This is a genomic window from Collinsella aerofaciens (genome assembly GCF_041537385.1).
Lineage (GTDB): Bacteria > Actinomycetota > Coriobacteriia > Coriobacteriales > Coriobacteriaceae > Collinsella > Collinsella aerofaciens_BV.
In genome coordinates this window covers 1-22,258 of the sequence record NZ_JBGORS010000009.1, presented here as the reverse complement: position 1 = coordinate 22,258, position 22,258 = coordinate 1, and the positions used below count along the sequence as shown (strand labels likewise).

Annotated in this window: 18 protein-coding genes; 6 read left to right on the top strand and 12 right to left on the bottom strand. The window is 59.4% G+C overall.

The window, feature by feature from the left end; translation table 11 throughout:
* Positions 1 to 65 precede the first annotated feature (65 nt).
* The gene (gene glmS / locus ACEG18_RS09025; RefSeq protein WP_372542414.1) at positions 66 to 1,913 is read right to left on the bottom strand and encodes a glutamine--fructose-6-phosphate transaminase (isomerizing); all 1,848 of its coding nucleotides are present in this window, start codon (positions 1,911 to 1,913) and stop codon (positions 66 to 68) included.
* A gap of 312 nt (positions 1,914 to 2,225) precedes the next feature.
* On the opposite strand from glmS, the gene ACEG18_RS09020 reads away from it, so the two are divergent.
* Positions 2,226 to 3,338 (top strand): LacI family DNA-binding transcriptional regulator, encoded by a 1,113-nt coding sequence (locus tag ACEG18_RS09020; RefSeq protein ID WP_372542413.1) that lies wholly within the window; start codon positions 2,226 to 2,228, stop codon positions 3,336 to 3,338.
* A gap of 113 nt (positions 3,339 to 3,451) precedes the next feature.
* Here the strand turns inward: ACEG18_RS09020 and ACEG18_RS09015 are convergent, their stop codons facing one another.
* Entirely contained in the window at positions 3,452 to 4,102 is a 651-nt protein-coding gene (locus ACEG18_RS09015; protein WP_372542411.1) for an HAD family hydrolase, read from the bottom strand.
* A gap of 173 nt (positions 4,103 to 4,275) precedes the next feature.
* On the opposite strand from ACEG18_RS09015, the gene larE reads away from it, so the two are divergent.
* Entirely contained in the window at positions 4,276 to 5,154 is an 879-nt protein-coding gene (gene larE / locus ACEG18_RS09010; RefSeq protein WP_372542410.1) for an ATP-dependent sacrificial sulfur transferase LarE, read from the top strand.
* Positions 5,155 to 5,536: 382 nt separating this feature from the next.
* Positions 5,537 to 6,520 carry a DNA/RNA non-specific endonuclease gene (locus ACEG18_RS09005; protein ID WP_372542409.1) on the top strand — a complete coding sequence of 328 codons (984 nt, stop codon included), beginning with the start codon at positions 5,537 to 5,539 and terminating at the stop codon, positions 6,518 to 6,520.
* A 129-nt stretch (positions 6,521 to 6,649) separates the two neighbouring features.
* Here ACEG18_RS09005 and ACEG18_RS09000 read toward each other — a convergent pair whose 3' ends face one another.
* From ACEG18_RS09000 to ACEG18_RS08985, 4 genes are all read right to left on the bottom strand, one after another.
* Entirely contained in the window at positions 6,650 to 8,725 is a 2,076-nt protein-coding gene (locus tag ACEG18_RS09000) for an elongation factor G (protein WP_372542407.1), read from the bottom strand.
* A gap of 310 nt (positions 8,726 to 9,035) precedes the next feature.
* Positions 9,036 to 9,800: an amino acid ABC transporter ATP-binding protein gene (locus ACEG18_RS08995; RefSeq protein ID WP_443803743.1), complete on the bottom strand. Its 765-nt coding sequence runs from the start codon at positions 9,798 to 9,800 to the stop codon at positions 9,036 to 9,038.
* A 173-nt stretch (positions 9,801 to 9,973) separates the two neighbouring features.
* Positions 9,974 to 10,627: an amino acid ABC transporter permease gene (locus tag ACEG18_RS08990; RefSeq protein WP_099432382.1), complete on the bottom strand. Its 654-nt coding sequence runs from the start codon at positions 10,625 to 10,627 to the stop codon at positions 9,974 to 9,976.
* Positions 10,627 to 11,487 (bottom strand): transporter substrate-binding domain-containing protein, encoded by an 861-nt coding sequence (locus ACEG18_RS08985; protein ID WP_117877165.1) that lies wholly within the window; start codon positions 11,485 to 11,487, stop codon positions 10,627 to 10,629. Before ACEG18_RS08985 ends, ACEG18_RS08990 begins: the two co-directional genes overlap by 1 nt.
* A 581-nt stretch (positions 11,488 to 12,068) precedes the next feature.
* Here ACEG18_RS08985 and rlmD point away from each other — a divergent pair.
* Positions 12,069 to 13,283 (top strand): 23S rRNA (uracil(1939)-C(5))-methyltransferase RlmD, encoded by a 1,215-nt coding sequence (rlmD, locus tag ACEG18_RS08980; protein WP_372542405.1) that lies wholly within the window; start codon positions 12,069 to 12,071, stop codon positions 13,281 to 13,283.
* 78 nt (positions 13,284 to 13,361) lie between these two features.
* Here the strand turns inward: rlmD and ACEG18_RS08975 are convergent, their stop codons facing one another.
* From ACEG18_RS08975 to tilS, 5 genes are all read right to left on the bottom strand, one after another.
* The gene (locus tag ACEG18_RS08975; protein WP_372542403.1) at positions 13,362 to 14,183 is read right to left on the bottom strand and encodes a phosphatase; all 822 of its coding nucleotides are present in this window, start codon (positions 14,181 to 14,183) and stop codon (positions 13,362 to 13,364) included.
* A gap of 165 nt (positions 14,184 to 14,348) precedes the next feature.
* Positions 14,349 to 15,533: a pyridoxal phosphate-dependent aminotransferase gene (locus ACEG18_RS08970; protein ID WP_372542401.1), complete on the bottom strand. Its 1,185-nt coding sequence runs from the start codon at positions 15,531 to 15,533 to the stop codon at positions 14,349 to 14,351.
* Positions 15,534 to 15,702: 169 nt separating this feature from the next.
* The gene (gene ftsH, locus ACEG18_RS08965; RefSeq protein WP_372542399.1) at positions 15,703 to 17,781 is read right to left on the bottom strand and encodes an ATP-dependent zinc metalloprotease FtsH; all 2,079 of its coding nucleotides are present in this window, start codon (positions 17,779 to 17,781) and stop codon (positions 15,703 to 15,705) included.
* 61 nt (positions 17,782 to 17,842) lie between these two features.
* A complete protein-coding gene (gene hpt / locus ACEG18_RS08960) occupies positions 17,843 to 18,391 on the bottom strand; it encodes a hypoxanthine phosphoribosyltransferase (protein WP_117774133.1) in 549 nt (182 codons plus the stop codon).
* Positions 18,392 to 18,538: 147 nt separating this feature from the next.
* Positions 18,539 to 20,080: a tRNA lysidine(34) synthetase TilS gene (tilS, locus tag ACEG18_RS08955; protein WP_372542397.1), complete on the bottom strand. Its 1,542-nt coding sequence runs from the start codon at positions 20,078 to 20,080 to the stop codon at positions 18,539 to 18,541.
* A gap of 48 nt (positions 20,081 to 20,128) precedes the next feature.
* On the opposite strand from tilS, the gene ACEG18_RS08950 reads away from it, so the two are divergent.
* Positions 20,129 to 20,938, top strand: coding sequence for an MBL fold metallo-hydrolase (locus ACEG18_RS08950; RefSeq protein ID WP_372542395.1), 810 nt, complete (start codon positions 20,129 to 20,131; stop codon positions 20,936 to 20,938).
* 81 nt (positions 20,939 to 21,019) lie between these two features.
* Here ACEG18_RS08950 and ACEG18_RS08945 read toward each other — a convergent pair whose 3' ends face one another.
* Positions 21,020 to 21,451 (bottom strand): Hsp20/alpha crystallin family protein, encoded by a 432-nt coding sequence (locus tag ACEG18_RS08945; protein WP_099432389.1) that lies wholly within the window; start codon positions 21,449 to 21,451, stop codon positions 21,020 to 21,022.
* Positions 21,452 to 21,726: 275 nt separating this feature from the next.
* On the opposite strand from ACEG18_RS08945, the gene ACEG18_RS08940 reads away from it, so the two are divergent.
* Positions 21,727 to 22,194 carry a hypothetical protein gene (locus ACEG18_RS08940; protein WP_372542394.1) on the top strand — a complete coding sequence of 156 codons (468 nt, stop codon included), beginning with the start codon at positions 21,727 to 21,729 and terminating at the stop codon, positions 22,192 to 22,194.
* Positions 22,195 to 22,258: the final 64 nt, after the last annotated feature.

The window sequence follows — 22,258 nt, the reverse complement described above, 5'->3', positions numbered from 1 at the left end:
GCAAAAAAGGCTCGGCTCCGTCTTGATGCGGAGCCGGGCCTTAGTCGCTAGAACGGCGGAACCAACTACTCTACCGTGACGCTCTTGGCCAGGTTACGGGGCTGGTCGACGTCGCAACCTCGCAGGATGGCCACCTCGCGAGCGAGCAACTGCAGCGGGACGCTCGCCGTGATGGGGCTGAACACGTCGCGGACTACCGGCACGCGGATGATGCAGTCGGCGATCTTGTTGATCTCCTCGTCGCCCTCGGTGGCAACGACGATGACCTTGGCGCCGCGCGCCTTGCACTCCATAAGGTTCGACACGGTCTTGTCGTAGGTGGCACTCTTGGTGGCCACAGCGATGACAGGGAAACCCGGGTCAATCAGGGCAATGGGGCCGTGCTTCATCTCGCCGGCGGCGTAGGCCTCGGCGTGCAAGTAGCTGACCTCTTTGAGCTTGAGCGCGCCCTCGTAGGAAATAGCGGCACCCATGCCGCGGCCCACGAACAGCGCCGACTGCGCGTCCTTGCACAGCAGGGCGGCCTCATGAACGGCCTCGGTCTGGGTATCCAAAATCCACTGGATCTGCTCGGCCGTATCGGAAAGCTCGCGGAACAGCATGCGCGCCTGCTTTGTGGTCAGACGGTACTTAACCTGCGCCAACAGCAAAGCCAGCAGCGTAAGGCTCACGACCTGGCCGATGAAGCTCTTGGTCGAGGCGACCGCGATCTCCTTGTTGGCCTTGGTGTAGATGACGCCGTCGCTCTCACGCGCCACGGGGCTGCCCACCACGTTGGTGATGCCGAAGACCTTGGCGCCCTTGATGCGCGCGTCGCGAATGGCGGCAAGGGTGTCGGCCGTCTCGCCCGACTGGGACACGGCCACGACAAGCGTCGTCGGCGTGATGATGGGATTGCGATAGCGGAACTCGCTGGCCGCCTCAACCTCGGTGGGGATGCGAGCCCAGCCCTCAATGAGATTCTTAGCAATGAGTCCAGCATGGTAGCTGGTGCCGCAGGCGATCACGTAGACGCGATCGATATCGTTGAGCTCCTCGAGCGAAAGGCCCAGTTCGTCGATGTCAAGCTCGCCGGCCGGCGTCATACGACCGACCAGCGTGTCGCGCACGACGCGCGGCTGCTCGTGGATTTCCTTGAGCATAAAGTCGGGATAACCGCCCTTTTCTGCCATGTCCAGGTCCCAGTCGATGTGGGTGACCTTGGGCTCGATAACGTTGCCAGCCTCGTCGGTGTACTCGACGCCTGCGGGCGTGAGCTTGGCAAACTGACCGTCCTCGAGCACCACGACATCGCGGGTGGCGTCGATGAGCGCGATGACATCGGAAGCAACATAGGAACCGGTTTCGCCCACGCCGACTACGATCGGGGAATCCTTGCGGGCCACGGCGATCACGCCGGGCTCGTCAGCGCACACGGCGGCCAGACCATAGGCACCGACCACGTGGGTGCAAGCCTCGCGCACGGAGGCCATCAGGTCGTGCGTCTCGACATAAGCCTCTTCGATCAGATGCGCGAAGACCTCGGTATCGGTCTCGCTCTTAAAGTGATGGCCGCGGCCCTCCAGCTCTTCGCGCAGCTCGGCGAAGTTCTCGATGATGCCGTTGTGGACGATGGCGATACGACCGTCGCAGCTGGTGTGGGGGTGAGCGTTAACGACGGAGGGCTTGCCGTGGGTGGCCCAACGGGTGTGGCCGATACCGCAGGTAGCGTCGCTGTCGATGTTGGAAAGCTCGCTCTCTAGGCCCGCGACCTTGCCCACGCGGCGGATGACGTCGAGGTGCGCCGCGGCGCCCTCGCCCACCTCGAGCGCGACGCCCGAGGAGTCATAGCCGCGATACTCCATACGCTTGAGGCCCGTGACCAGGATGTTCTTTGCAATATCAGAGCCGGTGTAGCCGACGATTCCGCACATAAGATAAATCCCTTCGTTCGCGTGACTGCAAGACGTCCACGCACAAAGGGCGCTGAGACGCATAACGTTCGAGTATTGTACTCACGCAGGCGCAAGCTGATATACCAGATGTGGTATCTCAACTTAGATACCACCCGATGCACACACGTCCAGCCGGTCCAAACCACCACAAAGGTGCCTGCCCCCTTCGTAGTGGTCGCGTTGGCAACAGCGTTTCCCCAGATAAAACCTGCCAAAATAAACCTATCCCTTTTTGGTAGGTTTGGGATGCTACAATCTGGCTTGTACTTGAAACGCATCAAAGGGGCCGCTATGGCAAAGGTAAAAATCAGCGACGTCGCGCGCGAGGCCGGGGTTTCGCTGGGCACGGTTTCCAACGCGCTCAACCACCCCGAAAAGCTACGCCCCGAGACCCTCAAGCTCATCAACGAGACCATCAATCGCCTTGGCTACCTGCCCAACCAAAGCGCTCGTCAGCTCGCGGGCGGCGCCACCAAGTCTTTTGGCCTGGTGCTCCCCCGTCTCGATCACGGCTTTTCGCTCCAAATCGCCAGCGGCGCCCACAACGAGGCCCGTAAGCACGGCTACGACCTGCTCATCGCCAACGCCGATAACGACGGCATTCTCCAGGACCATTACCTGCGTTACTTTATGGGCACCCAAATGTCCGGCGTCATGGTTCAGCCCATGGCATCCCCCGATTGGCACCCCGCCATGGCCAAGATGCCCGTGCCGATCGTCCACCTGGACATCCATTGCTCCGAGCCCGGCTACTACGTAGCGGCCGATAACGAGGCCCAGGGGCGCATCATTGCCGAACTCGCCATCGCCCGCGGTGCACGCCACATCACCGTTGTGGGTAGAGCAGCATTTATGCAACTCACCCTGCGCGTCCTTGGCATTCATAAGGCGCTCGCCCTACACCCCGATATCAAGATCGAAGTCATCGACGCCGGCGAATGGAATACCGCCGCCGACGGCTACGGCATCGGCACCCAGATCGCCGAGCGCCCCGCGAACGAACGCCCCGATTTTGTCGTCGGCCTGACCGACGTGTTGGCCTCGGGCGTTATCTCGGCGCTGGTCGACAAGGGCATCTCTGTACCCGGGCAAGTACGCGTAGCAGGTTGCGATGGCAACCCGCTCGCTTGGAGCGGATCGGTCCCGCTCACTACGGTAGCGCCCCCGGGCTACGAGATTGGCCGCAAGGGTGTCCAACTGCTGATGGAGCAAATCGAGAACAAGGCCCCGGCAAAGACCAAGCATATCCGCGTCGGCTCTGCAGCGCGCACCGTCACCGCAGTCACCGCCGCCGAGGATATCAACCGCCAAGAACTGGTACGTCCGTTCCTGCTGGAACGCGCCAGCACCCAGGCAAGCAGCCAGACCGACGCCACGGCCATCAACCTCGGTGCGTATCTATAGCACGACCGCAAGTATGCTAAGTCGCCGCTCAAGCAAAAGAGGCCCGACCATTGCCGGACCCCTTTTGTTTAAGCGCAAACGTGAGCAATTGCTCGTTTCAACGCCGCAATTGTCTAGCGCACGGCCTTGACCGCCGCCGCCAGATCGAACAGCGTATCGAGCACGGCCTCGCAGCCATCCACCACGTCCTGCGGCAGCGGCACGATATCGGGAACGGCAAAGACATGACATCCGGCCGTAATGCCCGAGACGCAGCCGTTGCGCGAATCCTCGACCACGGCACATTCCTCGGGAGCAAAGCCCGCGCGCTCGCAGGCGAGCAGATACATCTCGGGGTCGGGCTTGCCGTGCACGACGTCCTCGCCACACGTTACCGTTTCAAACTTGTCAAAAAGACCGACCATCTTAAGGTTGCGCTCGGCCGTAACGAGGCGCGACGACGTCGCTAGACCCACGTGATAGCCCGCAGCCAGCAGCTCGTCTAGGCACTCGGCGGCGCCGGCCTTAAGCTCCAGCTCGGTCTTGACCATCTCGTCGCGAATCTCCTTGTGGCGGACATAGACCGCCTCGGTGGTTTCGTGGCTTCCGTAATGCTTATCGAGGATGTCCATGACATCGGGTAGCGTGCGACCGATAAACTGATGGATCAGCGCATCATCAATCGCGAGCCCCAGTTCGGCGGCGCCTGCCTTCCAGGCCCTAATCCCCAGGCGCTCGGTATCAACCAGCGTTCCATCCATGTCAAAAATAACAGCCTTGATCATATCGGTCCCCCATCGACTCTCGCTGTCGCGTTGCTGCAACTCTACCGCATTTGGCAACTTGTATATAACGTATATACCATATTGCACTTTCGTTACACAGATAGAAGTCTTATGGCAAGTAACGCATTAGGATTATAGTTTTCGATCGAGTACTCAACGATAAGGAACGTTTCATGATTTTAGACACCGCGGCACCCGCAGAGGAGCTTCAAGACAAGCTATCGGCGCTCGAGCAGCTGCTTTTGGCATACGGGCGCGTGGCTATCGGGTTTTCCGGCGGCGTTGACAGCAGCTTTTTGGCCGCCGTATGCGCCCGCATCATGCCTACCAATACCCTCCTCGTCCATCTCACCACGCCGCTCATCGGCACGCCCGAACAGGCTTCGTTTGAGCGGTCCGTTGATGGACAAGCCAATGAAGGGGCGCATTTTAAGCTCCCCGTGCTCAATCTTTCGGTCGATCAGCTGCAGCTCCCCCAAGTAGCCTGCAACGATGCCAATCGCTGCTACCACTGCAAGCACGCCGGCTTTACCGCCATCGTCAACCACGCCAAGTCGCTCGGCTTTCCCACCGTCATCGATGGCAGCAATGCAAGCGATCGCGGTGACTACCGCCCCGGCATGCGTGCGGCAGAAGAGCTCGGTGTGCGCTCGCCGCTTATGGAGGTCGGCTTTACCAAGGACGAAGAGCGCGAGCTGCTGCGCACATGGGGCTATCCCGTTTGGAGCCTGCCGGCGGGAGCCTGTCTTGCCACGCGCGTCCCCACGGGCGAGGAGCTTACGCGCGAGAAGGTCTCCCTGATTCGCGCCTGCGAGGATTACCTGCACGATCTTGATCTGGCACAGGTACGCGCGCGCTTGGTCGGCGGCTGCATGCATATCGAGGCCGCACCCGCAGATGTTGCCAAGATTGCCGCCCTCGGCGGTGCCGCCGTCGACGACAAGGGCAAGACCCCGCTGCCCGCCGCTATCGAGTCCGCGCTGCGCGAGCTGGGCTGCGACCATATCTCCCCCGAGGTCACCCCCTACATTCACGGCAACATGAATCTTTAGGTTACGCCGTTTTACAAACGGCGTAACCGCTCGGCGCTGCGCAGGTTCCGGGTGCGGCAATCTGACGTTCAACTGCACGGGCGCGACCAAAAGGTCAGCGCCCGCTTGTTTCACGTCACCTTGCCGCACCCGGAACCTGCTCGCTCGCGTATGCTCAACCTGAACCACATAAATTGCCATCTTCCAAAAAGGGACAGGTTTATTTTGGCAGGTTTTATCTGGGGAAACGCCGAATAGCCCCACATTCACAACCGCCGCAGCTCCATATGAGGCAAATGAACCGGCGGCATTTGTCCCAAATCTTGAGTATTTGTTCGGCGGAGCGGCCTCAGCCGGCTCCTGCTAGACTGGTAGATTCCGAACCGTCCATCCAGGAGCCTCAATGCCGCGCAAATCCTCCTACAAGCAAGTACTTTCCATCGGCACCGCCGTGGTGCTGGGGTTTGCGCTGTTTACGGGATCGCTCGACGGGGCACCCAAGCTGCTGTCCCCGCAAAGTGATGAGCAGGCGGCAACTCTTGCCGAAAAGCAAAACGAGAGCCCCAGCCGCACCGACGACGAGGCGGACCTGGTCGCCCGCCTCGAATCGGGAACGGCGAGCTCCTCGGACTCCCAAAACAGCCAGGACTCTGGCGTTGGCTCCGATTCCGCCGCGACCGGCACCGGCGACGGTGCCTCCGAAGATGGCGCCGCCACCCCCATCGACGAGGTCGAAAACCCCGATCTTAACCGCGCCCGCGGCGTATACCTCAGCAGCATTCCCGACTACGCCGGCAACCCCTACGTTGCCCTTCGCGCCGACAGCACGCACCCGCTCGGCACGCCGTCGTTCACGCTCGATGAATACGAGCGCGCTACCGAAGAGGGCTGCTTTAAGAAGTTCTCTAAGCTCGACAGCTTGGGCCGCACCCGCAAAGCGCTCGCCTGTGTGGGTCCCGAGTCGCTCGGTCAAGGCAAGCGCGGGGATATCTCGCGTATCCACCCCGCCGGATGGCACCAGCAGCGCTACGACTTTATTCCGGGTCAAAGCCTCTACAACCGTTGCCACCTCATCGCCTGGTCGCTCTGCGGCGAAAACGCCAATCGCAAGAATCTCCTCACCGGCACGCGCTATCTCAACGAAACGGGCATGCTGCCGTTTGAAGAGCAGATCCTCGACTACATCCACGACACAGGCAACCATGTGCTCTACCGCGTCACGCCCATGTACAACGAAGAGGAACTTGTCTGCCGTGGCGTGCGACTTGAGGCGCAATCGGTCGAGGACCACGGCAAGACCCTATGCTTCCATGTGTACTGCTACAACCTGCAGCCGCACGTGCAGATCGACTACGCCACCGGCCGCAACCAGGCATCCGGAGACTAGCGCCGACCAAGCTGCCCCAAAACCTAAAATGATCCGTTTTCCTCCGCCCCCCAGGGATCAAAAAGGGCCGCCCCGGATTACGCAGAGCGGCCCTTGCATCGGCACGTATGTTACAGGCAACGCCACACGCTACTTGGCGCGACCCTCCTCATAGCGCTCGACCAGCTTGGCCTGAACGTCATAGGGAACCTGCTCGTAGCCGGCGGGCTTCATGGTAAAGTCGCCCGTGCCGCGCGTGATAGAGCGCAGACGCGTCGAGTAATCCGTCAGCTCGGCCAGCGGCGCCTGGGCAATGACCACGGTATCGCCGCGCTCATCGGTCTCCATGCCCGTCACGCGACCGCGCGATGCCGAGATGTCGCCCATCACGGCGCCGGCGTAGCTCTCGGGGATAGTCACCGTGATTTCCTCGATGGGCTCCAGCACCACCGGGTCGGCATCGGCGCACGCCTTGCGCAGGCCGATGCGAGCCGCCGCGCGGAACGCCATCTCGTTGGAGTCGACGCTGTGATACGAACCGTCGTACACAGCCACGCGAATGCCCGTAAGCGGGTAACCGGCAATAATACCGTCCTTCATGGTCTCCTGGACGCCCTTGTCCACGGCGGGGATGAGCGAGCGCGGGATGCGACCACCCACGACCTCGTCAACAAACTCATAGCCGTCGCTCGTGCCGTCGGGCCCAATGAGCGGCTCCACGCGCAGCCAGCAGTCGCCATACTGACCGGCACCGCCAGTCTGCTTCTTGTGGCGGCCCTGGGCACTCGCCGTGCGGCGGATGGTCTCGCGATACGGAATGCGGATCGGCACGCTCTTTGCCGCAACCTTGGTGCGGTCCTCCAGACGGTTGAGCAGCACCGAAACCTGCGCCTCACCAACGGCGGAGATAATGGTCTGGCCAGTCTCCTCGTCGCGGTCGATGCTCATGGTCGGGTCTGCCTTGCAGGCCTTCTCGATAAACGTGTAGAGCTTCTCTTCGTCGCCGCGATTCTCGGCCTCGATGGCAATGCGGTACTGCGAGTTGGGAAACTTAAACGCCGCCGCCTCGACCTTACCGGTAATGGAGAGCGTATCGCCCGTCTCGGCAGCCAGCTTGGGCGCCACGATGATGTCGCCGGCATAGGCATGGCCAACCTCGGTCATATCGCGGCCGCACATCACATACAGGTGAGCCAAACGATCGCTCTTGCGGGTACGCGCGTTGACCAACTCAAGACCCGGCTCAAGCGTGCCCGTCAGCACCTTGATAAAGCTGATGCGGCCCTGCTGCGGATCGGCCAGCGTCTTAAACACAAACGCCACCGGACGGTCATCGTCACTCGAAATCTTAAGCGAATCACCGTCGATGAGCGGCATCTCGCCGTAGTCGGTCGGCGCCGGGAAGTACGTGGCGATGTCGTCCATCAGCGAATTGACGCCCTGCTCCTTAATGCAATCGCCCGCAAAGACCGGCACAAAGATGCGCTCGGCGATCGCCTTAGACAGCAGGCCTTCAAGCTCCTCCTGCGTCAGCGTCTCCTCGCCTTCCAGGTATTTCATCATCAGTTCGTCGTCAGCCTCGGCCACCAGCTCGCACAGATGGTCATGGGCCTCCTCGGCCTGGGTACGATACTCCTCGGGGATCTCCGACTCAACGGCTTCGGCGCCGTTGCAATGGCGCGCCTTCATGCGCACCAGGTCGATGATGCCGTCAAAGTCCTCGCCCTCGCCCCAGGGAAGGGTCACGGCGCCCAGGCGCGTACCAAAGCGCTCCTGCAGCAGGTCCATGGTGGTCGCAAAGCTGGCCTCGGAGCGCGACAGGCGGTTTACGAACACCGCACGCGCCAGACGCAGGTCCTCGGCGGCGTACCAAAGCTTAACCGTCGTAGGCTGCGGACCGGCCTCGGCGTCGACCACAAACAGAGCCGTCTCGCAGACGCTCATCGCGGCAAAGGCGTCGCCGATAAAATCGGGGTAGCACGGGGCATCGAGCACGTTGATGCGCGCACCCTTCCAGTCGATCGGCGCAATGGTCGTCGAAATGGAAAATGCACGCTTGACCTCTTCGGGGTCATAGTCGAGCGTAGGCTTGGTGCCGTCGTGGCCGCCCAGACGGGCGGTCTTACCGGAAAGGTGGAGCATGGCCTCGGCGAGTGAAGTCTTGCCCACCCCGCCTTGGCCTACGAGCACCACGTTCCTTACGTTACCGGTCTTGGGAGCACCCATGATGACCTCCTTGCAGGGCCGCGCGCAATGCGCGACGCCAACGGGGAGAGTTCGCGGTCGGTGCCATCCCGGGAGCAGCATGGTCGGCAGCCGAGCCGACTCACCCTCCAAATGTCCTATGCCACCACCCTACCCTCACGGGCGACTGTCCATGCATACCTTTCGGCGCACGTATGAATACAAGCGGCGAGAGGAAGGAGAACGCATGCGAGGCGATTATTGGACCCCGCCGATGCAAATAAAATGTCGCCGCAGGCCATAAGACCTGCGGCGACTTCGCCTCAATTAAAAGTTGAGTAAATAGCTGAGCCTACCCCTCGATACGGCTCAAGAACTCGCGGGTACGCTGCTCGCGAGGATGGTCTATGACCTGCTCGGCAGGACCCTCCTCGACAATACGGCCGCCGTCCATAAAGACCACGCGGTCGGCAACATCGCGCGCAAACTGCATCGCGTGGGTCACGATTACCATCGTCATATTCTGCGCCGCCAGGTCCTTAATGACACGCAGCACCTCGGCCGTTAGCTCGGGATCGAGCGCCGAAGTCGGCTCGTCAAAGAATAAGATTTCCGGATCGAGCGCCAGGGCGCGGGCAATACTCACACGCTGTTGCTGACCGCCCGAAAGCTCGCATGGCACCTTGTTCTCGTTTCCCGTAAGCCCCATCTGCGCGATCAGCTCACGCGCACGTGCTTCCGCCTGCTCGCGCGGACGCTTAAGCACGCGAATCGGCGCATCGGTGATGTTTTTCATCACCGTATAGTGCGGGAACAGGTTGTAATTTTGGAACACCAGGCCGAATCGCGAGCGCGCCTGCTTGGGCACATCGCCCTTCGCATAGACCGCGCCCGAACCCGCATCCGTCGCAACGGCAAGGTCGCCAAACGAGAGCGAGCCTCCGTCGAGTGTCTCGAGCAGCGTGGCGCAGCGCAGCAGCGTGGACTTACCGCCGCCCGAAGGTCCGATAATCGCCACGACCTCACCGCGCTTGACCTCGAGTGAGATATCCTTGAGCACCTCATTGCCGCCAAACGCCTTACGCGCGTTCGATATATTCATTACCGTTCCGGACACGGGAACCTCCATGTGTTTGAGAAGTCAGCGAGCGTGTGGATGACGAGACAATGTGCTTCGAAAGAGGAGCGCCGCGTACTTCTGTACGCAAGCGACGGCTTGAGAAGCAGATTGGCCGTCAGACACGCGCGCAGCGTCGAGCAGTCCGCCGTTCGTTAGAACGGCGGAACGATCTAGTCATGATAATAGTCCAGCTTCTTTTCGGCAGCGCCCAGCAGCATCTCGACGACGAAGTTAAAGACCCAGTAGATCAACGCCGCGATCGCAAACGGCACCATGCTCACCTGCGAGGCAACCAGCGCCTTGGCGGTCGAGAACATCTCACCCACGCCAATGGCAAACGCCAGCGACGTGTCCTTGACCAGCGTGATGATCTCGTTGCCCATCGCCGGCAGAATACGCTTGGCGACCTGCGGCATCACAATGTACAAAAACGTCTGCAGACGCGAGTAGCCCAACACCTCGGCGGCCTCATATTGACCACGCGGAATCGACTGCAGGCCCGAGCGATAGATCTCGGCAAAGTAGCCGGCGTAGTTGATGATGAATGCCACAACGCACGCCGTCCATTTGGAATCGGGTGTGAGCGAGATGCCGAACACGTAGTACGGGGCAAAGTAGATGGCAAACATCTGTAGCATGAGCGGCGTGCCGCGCATCACCGAAATATAGATGCGCGCGATCCAGCGAAGCGGCGCAATTTTGCTCATGCGCATGAACGCCACGGGGATTCCCAGCGGAATCGACCCGAGCAGCGTCAGCACAAACAGCTGCAAGCTGACCAAGAATCCCTGGCCAAGCATCTGCATCATGACCTGAATAGACATTACTTGAGCACCCAATTATCGAAAGATAGACCATAGCTTGAATACTTGTCGCACAGGTCCTTGACCGTGCCATCCTCGTAGAGTGCCTTGAGCGACTCGGTCACGGCATCGGCAGACTTGGTGTCGCCCTTCTTAAAGCCAACGGCGTAGTGCTCGCTGGACAGCGGCTTGTCGAGCTGCGTATAGGCATCGGGCTTGGCGGCAAGCTGATACTGGGCAATCGAAAGGTCGCACGCCACGGCATCGACCGCACCGCTCTCGAGCTGCATAAAGGCCGTGTTGTACTCGCCGATGGTATCGAGCGTGGCAAACGTCGCCGCCAGATCCTTCTGGTCACCCTCGAGCACGTCCTGCGCAGCGGAATCAGTCTGGGTAATCACCGTCTTGCCGGCAAGATCGTCCCAGCTCTTGATACCCGCGTCCTTCTTGACCACGAGCACCTGCTCGTTGAGCATGTACGGCTCGGAGAACGTGTAGTCGTCCTCGCGACCCTCCATGGTAAAGCCGTTCCAGATGCAGTTGATGGCGCCCGAGTTAAGCAGCGTATCCTTGGCGTCCCAGTCGATGGCCTCGTACTTGACCTCCCAGCCCTGCTTGTCGGCAACGGCCTTGGCAAGGTCGAGGTCAAAACCAGTGTACTCGCCGTCGTCGCCCACAAAGCCATACGGAGGATAGGACTTATCAAAGCCCACCACGAGCTTCTTGGACTCCGCAGCGCCCTTCACATCCTTGGCCGCGGCAGAACCAGCAGCGGAGCCCTTGCCGGCACCACCGCCGCAGCCGACAAGACCAAGGCCAAGCACCGTGGCAAGCGAACCAGCTAGACCAACAAACTGACGGCGAGACATATCGGTATTCATGGTATTCCCCCTCGATGGCACTTTAGTTAGGTAAAGTGAGTCATGTAACGTTCAGAATCATACACTTTACCTTGATAGAGTACAAGGGAGGGTTTGCCCGGCGTGGGCGGGGAGCGGCGCGTAATTAAGTTTCCTGCTCTACAGTCCTGCGCAAGACGGAAAGCACATTAAGTGCTTTCCTTTGCGTGCGGAACTCGCGATAAACTTAATTACGCGCCGCTCCCCGCCCACGCCGGGCAAACGTCGTTGGACTTATCGCTGACACGATTAAACCGCTTGTATATCGTCTGCTGGCTTGGCACGGTACAATACTTGCAGCTTTAATTCATGAATTAGTGGAGTTATTGATGGCAGAATCTCGTGCGGAACGTAGGGCTCGTCGTGCTTTGGTGGAGGCGGCTGAGGGATCGAAGAAGGAGAAATCTTCTACGAAATCCAAGTCTTCTAAAGCTGCAAAAAGCAAATCGACCAAGAACAGGGCTAAGACCAAGCGTTCTGACTCTCGCCGAGGCGGGGACAAAGCGCCTCGGACTCGTTCCAAGCGCCCGCATAATGATTCGGTTTCGTCTGCGCGTAAGGCTGTGGACCCCAAGTCTCCTTGTTCCATCATGAAAGCTTGCGGTGGGTGCACGGCGCTCAATCGTCCTTATAAAAAGCAGTTGGCAGCTAAGCAGGCTGCTATGGAGGAGCTTTTTGCTGCTCTTTGCGAGCGCGAGGGTATTAGCGTCGACCCCATTCGCGGTATGGGCGTCACCTTGGGCGACCCGGGCAAGTATCCTGCGCCGCGTGGTTTTCGTCATAAGGCTGCCACTCCGTTTGCTCCTGGTAAGGAGGGTGCTGTCCGCTGCGGCTTCTTTGAGCGCGGCACGCACAAGATCGTTGCCGTACCCGAGTGTCCTGTCGAGGCGCCGGGCGCTCGTCAGATTCTCAACGGCATCGCTCGCGAGGCCGAACGTCTGCACATTCCCGCCTTTAACGAAGACAAGCATCTGGGGCTGCTTCGCTATGCCGTCGTTCGCTGCGGCTGGCGTACCGACCAGGTCATGGTTACGCTCGTGACCGCTCAGCGCGACCTGCCGCATGCGCAGGAGTTCTTTGAAGCCGTCGCGGCGCTTGATCCGCATATCGTCACCGTCGCTCAGAACATCAACGGACGCCCTGGAAATGCCATCTTGGGCGAGGAGACCCGTATCGTCTATGGCGCCGAATGCATGCGCGACCAGCTACTCGGTTGCGAATTCGATATCTCCCCTACCGCGTTCTATCAGACCAATCCGCAGCAGACCGAGCTGCTCTATCAGCTCGCGATTGACGGCATGGACCCGCAGCAGGGCGACATTCTTATGGACGCTTACTGCGGCAGCGGCACCATCGGTCTGTGCGCCGCGAAGGATGCCCAGGACAGAGGCGTCGGCATTATGCTGCTCGGCGTGGAGCGCAACCCGGCGGGCGTTGCCGACGCACGCCGCAATGCCGAGCTCAACGGCCTCACCCGCAGCGCCTGGTTTATGGCCGACGATGCGACCGATTACATCCTGGATGCCGCCGACAACAACGAACGCGTCGACGTTCTTTCCATCGACCCGCCGCGCGCCGGCTCCACGCCCAAGTTCCTCGAAGCTGCCTGCGCACTTAAGCCGCGCCGCATCACCTATATCAGCTGCAACCCCGTGACTCAAGAGCGCGACCTGCATCAGCTCCTCGACGGAGGCTATCGCCTGCTCAAGATCACGCCCGTCGACATGTTCCCTCACACCGACCACACCGAAACCGTAGCGGTCCTCGAACGCCGCTAACCAACCTCAGTAGATTTTTGGGACAAGAAAGGGGGCGACCCGTCTGGGCCGCCCCCTTCGCTTGGTTTATAAATTCCGCTACATCCCCTTGCGCAGGTCGCACACGCCGGCTGCCGCCATCTCGCGCAGCAGCGTCTCGCGATCGCGCGTCACGATCAGATCCAACGGGAAGTGAATCTCGTCGAGCATCTTGCGAGCGTAATCGAGCCTACCAATTGCCATGCCAATGTGCGCATCGGTCGAAACGCCAATGCCCACGCCCAGCTCAGCGCAGCGCTCGGCGATCTTGCGGCATACGGCCCAATGCTCAGTGTCGACACCGTGTTCAAGACTATGGTTGTTGATCTCGATAATCTTGTGCTTGGCCTTAGCTGCCAACAGCACCTCGTCGATATCGAACGGCACGCCCGAGCGACCCGCGTGGCCCAGCATGAACACCTTGGGGTGTTCCAAGGCATTGATATACATCTCGGTCGTCTGGGCCAGCGTCGCGCCCTCAGCAATCTGCGGATTATGCACGCTTGCAACCAAATAATCCAAATTACGCGTAACCAAATCGAACAGTGAATGCTGACGGCTGTACGAATCGCCGGCGATATCGAGTGTGACAGGAGTGTCCTCGCCAAACAGGCTTCCGTCCAGCGAAACGATATCGGCCTCGGCACCACGCAGCACCAGCACGCCGCTCCAAATGCGCGGCCAGATATCCTGGTTGATAAAGAACTGATAACTGCGCAGGTCATTGGGGCAAGCCGTAACCATAGAGCTCAGATGGTCGGCAGATCCGAGCACCTGCAGGCCACGCTCTGCCGCCCAGTACACATTCTCCTCAATGGTCGAATATGCATGCGCAGAGAACATCGTATGGGTATGAATGTCACAAGAAAGCAGGTAGGGCATCAGGTCTCCTTATCTGGCACGGCCGTCGCTTATATTCATTGTACGCATAGCCTTCGATAGTCGTAAAACCACTCCATCCCAAAGACACAACGTCCATGACAACGGGGTCCGGCTTAACACCAAACCCCGTTTCACGTAAAACATTGTAGGCAGAGCGCTTTACTTTTAACGATATTCGTCGGCCAGTTGCTTCCAGGCAGGCAGTGAGTTGACGATAGTCTCGTAGCTCACACAGTAGCCCAGGCGGAACCAGCCCGGCATGCCAAAGCTATCCGAAGGCACCGCGAGCAGCTCATACTTCTTTGCGCGCTCGCAGAAGGCGTTTGCATCGGGCTCCAGCGCTTTCACCCACAGGTAGAACGCGCCATCCGGCTCAACATAGGTGTAGCCGTACTCCGCCAGTGCATCGGTAAGCGCGGTGCGGTTGCGCGCATAGGCCTCAACGTCACTCGGTTCATCGATGCAATCGATAATCACGCGCTGGAAGAGCGCCGGTGCGCACACGAAGCCCAGCGTACGGGCGGCACCGGCAACGGCGGGCATTAGACGAGCTGCCTGAGGATTCGTATTGGGAACCAGGATCCACCCGACGCGCTCGCCCGGTAGCGAAAGCGACTTGGAATACGAGTAACACACGATGGTGTGCTCGTAGATCGAAGGCACCCAAGGTACCTCGGCGCCATAGACAATCTCGCGATACGGCTCATCCGAGATAAGCATGATCGGGTTCTCAGGATCGCGCTTGGCATTGACCTCGCACAAAACATCGGCCAGTCGCGTCAGCGTGTCGCGTGTATATACGGCACCGGTCGGATTGTTGGGTGAGTCGATAATGACGGCAGCGGTCTTATCGGTAATCGCCTTGAGCACGTTATCCACGCTCAGCTGGAACGTATCTTCATCGGCGAGCGCCTCGACACACGTACAGCCGGCCTTCTCAATCCACACGCGATACTCCGGGAAGTACGGGGCGATAACAATGACCTCGTCACCCGGGTTCGTAACGGCATTGAGCGTGCAGGTGAGCGAAGCCGCCGCACCCACCGTCATAAAGACGTCCTTGCCTTCATAGCTCGTGCCAAAGCGACGGTTGAGCGAGTCGGCGACGGCGGTACGGCACTGCGGCAGGCCCGGAGCGGGCGTATAACCGTGCAGCTGGTCACTCGGCAGTTCAAGCGCCTTTTTGATGGACTCCGCGACGGCAGCGGGAGCAGGAACGCTCGGGTTGCCCAGCGAGAAATCGAACACGTTTTCCGCGCCGATTTGCGCCTTGCGCTCAAGGCCATAGCTAAAAATCTCACGGATGATGGAGCTCTCCGCACCGCGAGCATACATGGTTTCGTTGATCATCTGTTCCCCTTTCGCATAGGCGCTATTGTACGCTTTAGTCGGGCAAAGCGCCGCAGCAATGTTGATTGGGGACAGACTTAAATGCGTGAAAACGCTCATTTAAGTCTGTCCCCAATCAACAAAGAAAAAGCCTCCGTAGGTTTCCCCGCGGAGGCTTTCGCCACAAAGACTATTTGTCGTCGTCGGTATCGGCACCGGCATTGACGGCACAGTCATCGCCGGCATCATCGGATGCGGCTTCCGCATCTTCCTGCATAGCCGCCTGAGCAAATGCCGCGGCGTCTGCCGCGAGCTCCTCCTCGCTCATACGAGGCGCACGCTTCTTGGTCGGCTCGCCGGCCGCCTTGGCATTGCGCTCCTCCTTGGCCGCCAGGATATCACCCTCGCGCTCAAGGTAGGCATCCCACTCATTGTCGAGCAGGGCGTTCACGGCGTCGCCTTCGACGGTCTCGCGCTCAAGCAGCACCTTGGCCATCAGATCCAGCTGATCGCGGCGGGCATCCAAAATCTCGACCGCACGGCGATGGGCCTCGCGCATGATGCGTTGAACCTCAATATCGATGCGGCGCGCCGTCTCCTCGGAGTAATCCTGGTGATCGGCATAATCGCGGCCCAGGAATACCTGATGCTGTGCCTCACCAAACACCTGCGTTCCAAGCTCCTCGCTCATGCCCAAACGCGTGACCATCTCGCGCGCCATCTTGGTCGCGCGCTCCAGATCGTTGCTCGCGCCCGACGTGATGTCGTCGCACATGAGCTCCTCGGCAACGCGACCGCCCAAGAACACGGCAAGCTCGTCGAGCATCTCGTTCTTGGTCTTGAGGAAGTGGTCCTCCTGCGGAAGCTGCAGTGTGTATCCCAGCGCCTGGCCGCGGCTGACGATCGAGATCTTGTGAACCGGATCGGAATGCTCCAGGATGTGGCCCACCAGGGCGTGACCGCTCTCGTGGTAGGCAATCGTGGTGCGCTCGGCTTCGGTCATCACACGACCCTTGCGCTGCGGACCGGCAATCACGCGCTCCATCGACTCCTCGACCTCGTCCATCGAGATCACGGAACGATGGCGGCGGGCAGCCAGCAGCGCAGACTCGTTGAGCAGATTTGCCAGATCGGCGCCGGTGAAGCCAACGGTCATCTGGGCGAGCTTCTCAAACTTTACGTCCTCGTCCATCGGCTTGTTCTCGGCATGCACGCGCAAGATCTGCTCGCGGCCCTTCACATCCGGACGGTCGACCGTAACCTGACGGTCAAAACGACCGGGGCGCAGCAATGCCGGATCCAGAATATCGGGGCGGTTGGTCGCGGCGATCAGGATGACCGACTCGCTCTCCTCAAAACCGTCCATCTCGACCAGCAGCTGGTTGAGCGTCTGCTCGCGCTCGTCGTGACCGCCGCCCAAGCCGGCTCCGCGCTGACGTCCCACGGCATCGATCTCGTCAATAAAGATGATCGACGGAGCCTGAGACTTGGCCTCCTTAAAAAGGTCGCGCACGCGGCTGGCGCCAACGCCCACGAACATCTCGACAAAGTCGGAACCCGAGATGCTAAAAAACGGCACGCCCGCCTCGCCGGCAACGGCCTTAGCCAGCAGGGTCTTACCGGTACCCGGAGGGCCAACCAGCAACACGCCACGCGGAATCTTGGCGCCCAGCTTGCGATAGCGGTCCGGATCGCTCAAAAAGTCACGGATCTCCTCGAGCTCCTCGACTGCCTCGTCCACGCCGGCAACGTCCTCGAACTTGACCTTGGGGCGCGTGGCCTCGTTGGTCTTGGCGTTGGTCTTGCCGAACTGCATGTTCCTGTTGTTGGCGCCCATCATCTGGCGCATAAAGTAGAACATGATGGCGATCAGGACGATCGTCGGAAGCACGCTCATCGCCAAGTCGCCCCAAAAATCGGGGTCATTGGTGTTGACGATGTACTTGGTATCGGGGTGCTCCGCCATGAGCTCGGCAAGCGAATCGGAGCCGACATAGGTCGAGGAAAAGCTCTTGAGCTCGCTCGTATCGCCCTTGTCCTTCTTCGTCTTCCAGTAATGACCCGCCACGCTTCCGTCTTGAACCGTATAGGTCAAATCTTCGACGCGATCCTGCTTGATGGCGTTGACCATCTCGCTCGTCGCGAGCTTTACGGTATTGCTGGAATTGGCAAAGCCGGAGCCCATGTTAAAGAAGGCGTAGCCCAGAAGCGCGCAAGCCAAAATAAAATACAGCCAGCCCGTACGCGTGGGCTTCTTGCCTCCGGGCATCCCCGGGATCTTTGGGTCCCGGGGAGTCTGGGAATTGTTGTCGTTACGGTCGTCGGGCATCTTACGAATAAACCTCCGGTTTCAAAATGCCCAGATACGGCAGGTTACGATAGCGCTCGGCATAGTCGAGGCCGTAGCCCACCACAAAGGCATCGGGGCAATGGGTTCCAACATACTTGGGCGTGATGGCCGAGGTGCGGTCCTCAACGTCCTTCCACAGGAAGGCAGCGACCTCCAGCGAAGCGGGCTTGCGGCTCTCGAGGTTCTTCATCAGATACTTGAGGGTCAGGCCCGAGTCCAGAATGTCCTCGACGATCAGCACGTCGCGACCGCGGATGTCGATATCCAGGTCTTTAATGATACGCACGATGCCCGAAGACTTCACACCGTCGCCATAGCTCGAAACAGCCATGAAATCGATGTTGGTCGGCAGCTCGATCTTGCGCATCAGGTCGCCCATAAAGACCACGGCGCCGCGCAGGACCGCAATCAGCACCAGATCCTTACCCGCGTAGTCGCGCGTAATCTGCTCGCCTAGGCGAGAGACGATACCGTCGATATCCTCCTGCGTAAACAGAACCTTCTCGATATCCGGATGTTGAGAAGCCATGACAACCCTTTCTTGTGCTTATCGCCCACACACCGCCGTATGGACGCGAACTACACATTCTAGCAGCGCACGGGGTATATTTTCCAGCCCGCGCACCATCAGCGCGGGAATACCGTCAACGTCGCACAGAATAGCTGGCGTGGGACGCTATTCCGCATCGACCACGCGGAGCAGATATGCCACGCGCGTTGCGGCCGTGCACTTAAAACGCTCGTCCGCGCGAACTCCGGCGACCCATACCACGGCACCTCCCGGAGCCGTTCTCACCACAGGAACGCCTGCGCGCTCAGAAACGGGAATACGAGCCTCGTTCAGCAGGTCTGACACTTTCTTGCTTCGGCCGTTCATCCCCAACGGGCACATCACATCTCCCGGTGCGGGACCGTCCACCCACAGGCGCGCCAATCGCGCCTCGGCAGGGATCTCGCCACGCGAGCCCGCCAGGATCCGCTCACTATCGCTGTCGGCAAAACCCAGGGCAGCCGCGTCTACCAAAGCTGTCACTTCCCCGGCAGCCGCAAGCTCACGGGCGCGGCGCACGATATCGCATCCCGGCTCAACGGCCATCGGCTCTGCAACCAGCATACGTCCCCCGCCCAGCGGCAAACGGCCGGGTATGGTAATCCAGTCCGCGACCAGGCCCTCGCGAGCCGCCGGCGCCTTAAACGCCAGCATGCCAAACTCAATGCGTGCGTCAATCCCCGCCGGAAGCGTGACCGAGCCGGCGCCCTCGGCAACGCAGGAAAGGACTCGCTCCACATGTCGCATCTCTGGACGAGCGTCCGGATCGATGCGCTTAATCGCCAGTCGCACGATGCGCCGCGCGATTACCACCTCGGCCGCAGCAAGGCGCCTGGCATCGAGCACCAGCGCGCCCGCCGCCTCCTTACGCAGGCAGCTTCGAAACGCCTGTGCCGAAAGCTGGGAAAGAAAGGCGTCTTCGTCGCCCAGAATTTCGCAAGCGGCGCCAATCGTCTTACAGACGTTCGTGTTGCGCTGCGCCACCACCGGCATCACCCGATGGCGCACATAGTTACGCAGGTACGAAACGTCCTCGTTGCTTTCATCTTCCCGCCATGGCTGACCGTGCACCTGCAGATAGCTCACGAGCTCATCATGCGTGAGGTCGAGCAAGGGGCGCACCACAATGTTCCGACGGCGTGGAATGCTTGATAGACCCGCGGGACCCGACCCTTTAATGGCATTCATCAAAAATGTTTCCGCGCGGTCCGACGAGGTATGCGCGGTACAGATACGAGCCGCCGTCCGCGGTGCGCCCGATTCGGCACAAAGTTCGCGAACATATCTCCGTGCCGCGGCATAGCGCACCTCGCGGGCCGCAGCCTCGATATTGCCCGATTCGTCATCAAAATAGGCATGCTCAACGCACAGCGGCAAGCCGTATTGCACGCACAAATCACGTACAAAGGCCTCGTCGCCATCGGATGCCTCCCCGCGCAGATGATGGTTCACATGCAGCACGTGCAAACGCTCGCGTGCAATGGAAGCGATGCCGCGCCCGTCCTGGATATCCAGCTTTGATGTGCAAGCCATAAGGAGCAGCGCCGTCGAGTCCGCACCGCCTGATACCATGAGCACTACGGGGGCAGCGGTCTGCCGCGTTGCCAGAACGTTCTTATCCGTCCTCGACGCGGCATGATGTCCATAGTGCTGAGATACCGTTGGCATTCGCTTCCTCCTCTATTCGTCCGCACCCATTGTATCCTTTGGAATCTTATGTCTCGCCTGCACCTTCATATCCTCGGCAGCGGCTCAAAAGGCAACTGCGCACTCGTCGAGGGGCCTCAGGGGCTCATCATGATCGATAACGGCCTGTCCCGCCGCGAGACACTTAAACGCATGGCGGAGCTTGGCCTCTCGGCAGACGACGTCGCCGCTCTTGTAATCACTCATGAGCATGGAGACCATATCAAGGGGCTCGATGTATGGTGCAAGCACTGGCATGGTCCCCTCTTTGCCAGTAGGGACACCCTTTCATGCAAAGAAAACCTCGCGCACCTGCCCGTGGAGGAATTTGACCCCGGCGACACGCTCCCCATTGCCGGCATCCAGGTACAAACCTACTCAACATCGCACGATGTCATCAATCCTGTCGGCTATCGATTCAATGCTCTCGATGATTCCATTGGGTTTGCCACCGACACCGGAGAGTTGTCGAGCAAGGCCATAGGCATCCTCAAAGACTGTCGAGTTCTCGCGCTCGAAAGCAACCACGATGTAACTATGTTGCGCGAAGGACCGTACCCACGCTTTCTTCAGGAGCGCATCCTGTCCACAAAGGGACATCTCTCCAACAACCAGGCCGCCGAAGCCGCGCGCGAACTTGTTACCGATCGCACCGAACAGCTCATCGCCATGCATATCAGCCAGGACAATAATCGTCCAAGTCTTACCGTCAAAAGCTATGCCAACGCGCTTGATGCGAGTCTCGATGATGAACTCGGCAGCTCAGCCACCTGTCTTCAAGGGCCACGGAAGCTCTCGATACGCCCTGCAAGTCAGTATCAACCGACAACTATTCAATAGCCCACTCAAGACAACAAAAGGGGGCTGGGAATCACTTCCCAGCCCCCTTAATTCATACTCTCGATTGAAGCAGAGCCATCGTTAGTCGATAGAAATCTTCGTGACGTTCTTCTTCTCGACAATCTTGGGAACCGTAACGGTCAGGATGCCGTCAGCATACTTAGCCGAAAGGCCCTCGCTCGAAGCGTCCTTCAGATACACGCCGCGCGTCGCGCTGTACGAGCCGAACTCCTTCTGGAGGAAGTTCTTGCCCTCGTTTTCGGCGCTCTCCTCGACGTTCACACTGATCGACAGGCGACCCTCATTGAGCTCGACGTCGATGTCATCCTTGGCGACACCGGTCAGATACGCCTTGACCTCGTAGCCATCGCCCTTGTCCTCAACGTCAACGGGGAACGCCTTGGAGGCAATCGAGCTATTCGCCAGGTCGGTCATGTCATCAAACAAATCGAACAGCGAACTTGCAGAAGGACGGACGCCAAAAACCGAACGATAAGGAACCATGCTTGCCATGTTTACCACTCCTTGTAAGGACTGCCGAGCCATCTTCTAGGTGACTGGGACTTCTTTTGACGCTGTTATATATGCCCAGCCGCTTCTTATATATACATCGACTATAAAGTTTTTTGAGTCTATTGATATAAGCATATCTAAGTCTGGTTGACTAAGGTTTTGTCTAATAAACGGAATTTGAACGAAGGCTTAAATAATGTATGCAATCCCATCAAAACTAGACGGCTGGCTTACAATGGGCGCATACACGATATTGATGACGAACTAAGGGCATCATGGACGATCAAAAACAGGACAACACGTTTATGCCGGAGCAGGACGAAGCATCCAGCCCGCAACCGATTCGATTCCATCGTCCCCACATCTCGCAAGAGCCCATCAATGACCCAGAGCCCAAATATGTGACAAGAAACCGATATCAAACACTCGAAGAAGCGCAAACGGGGCGCAAACATATGGGCGTCGCCTCGGGAGACCCTGTATATCTGAAAGACGCACCATTATCTAAAAACAGCGTAGCTAGTGATGAGCCGATGAAAGCATCCGCCGCTCATCGACAAAGAGGGCCTCGACCCAAGCAAACCTTGACGCATTCGGCTCGCTATCTCGAAACGCCAAAACAGGGAAAATCAATCTTCGTTTCGTCAAGTAAACGACGCAAGCAGCATCAACTGACAATCCTGCTTTTGATCATTGCGGCCATAGCAGTTGCCCTTGTTATACGATTTATTTTCTTTAAATAAAGGCTCAATACCAAAAACAACAAGATCGTCTCGTGTAAGTGAGTCAATTACGCCCCGCAAACGC

What these genes read in the sequence shown, in the direction of transcription:
- glmS (WP_372542414.1), bottom strand. Translation starts at nt 1,913, where the DNA reads ATGTGCGGAATCGTCGGCTACACCGGCTCTGATATTGCAAAGAACATC.
- ACEG18_RS09020 (WP_372542413.1), top strand. Translation starts at nt 2,226, where the DNA reads ATGGCAAAGGTAAAAATCAGCGACGTCGCGCGCGAGGCCGGGGTTTCG.
- ACEG18_RS09015 (WP_372542411.1), bottom strand. Translation starts at nt 4,102, where the DNA reads ATGATCAAGGCTGTTATTTTTGACATGGATGGAACGCTGGTTGATACC.
- larE (WP_372542410.1), top strand. Translation starts at nt 4,276, where the DNA reads ATGATTTTAGACACCGCGGCACCCGCAGAGGAGCTTCAAGACAAGCTA.
- ACEG18_RS09005 (WP_372542409.1), top strand. Translation starts at nt 5,537, where the DNA reads ATGCCGCGCAAATCCTCCTACAAGCAAGTACTTTCCATCGGCACCGCC.
- ACEG18_RS09000 (WP_372542407.1), bottom strand. Translation starts at nt 8,725, where the DNA reads ATGGGTGCTCCCAAGACCGGTAACGTAAGGAACGTGGTGCTCGTAGGC.
- ACEG18_RS08990 (WP_099432382.1), bottom strand. Translation starts at nt 10,627, where the DNA reads ATGTCTATTCAGGTCATGATGCAGATGCTTGGCCAGGGATTCTTGGTC.
- ACEG18_RS08985 (WP_117877165.1), bottom strand. Translation starts at nt 11,487, where the DNA reads ATGAATACCGATATGTCTCGCCGTCAGTTTGTTGGTCTAGCTGGTTCG.
- ACEG18_RS08975 (WP_372542403.1), bottom strand. Translation starts at nt 14,183, where the DNA reads ATGCCCTACCTGCTTTCTTGTGACATTCATACCCATACGATGTTCTCT.
- ACEG18_RS08970 (WP_372542401.1), bottom strand. Translation starts at nt 15,533, where the DNA reads ATGATCAACGAAACCATGTATGCTCGCGGTGCGGAGAGCTCCATCATC.
- ftsH (WP_372542399.1), bottom strand. Translation starts at nt 17,781, where the DNA reads ATGCCCGGAGGCAAGAAGCCCACGCGTACGGGCTGGCTGTATTTTATT.
- hpt (WP_117774133.1), bottom strand. Translation starts at nt 18,391, where the DNA reads ATGGCTTCTCAACATCCGGATATCGAGAAGGTTCTGTTTACGCAGGAG.
- tilS (WP_372542397.1), bottom strand. Translation starts at nt 20,080, where the DNA reads ATGCCAACGGTATCTCAGCACTATGGACATCATGCCGCGTCGAGGACG.
- ACEG18_RS08950 (WP_372542395.1), top strand. Translation starts at nt 20,129, where the DNA reads ATGTCTCGCCTGCACCTTCATATCCTCGGCAGCGGCTCAAAAGGCAAC.
- ACEG18_RS08945 (WP_099432389.1), bottom strand. Translation starts at nt 21,451, where the DNA reads ATGGCAAGCATGGTTCCTTATCGTTCGGTTTTTGGCGTCCGTCCTTCT.
- ACEG18_RS08940 (WP_372542394.1), top strand. Translation starts at nt 21,727, where the DNA reads ATGGACGATCAAAAACAGGACAACACGTTTATGCCGGAGCAGGACGAA.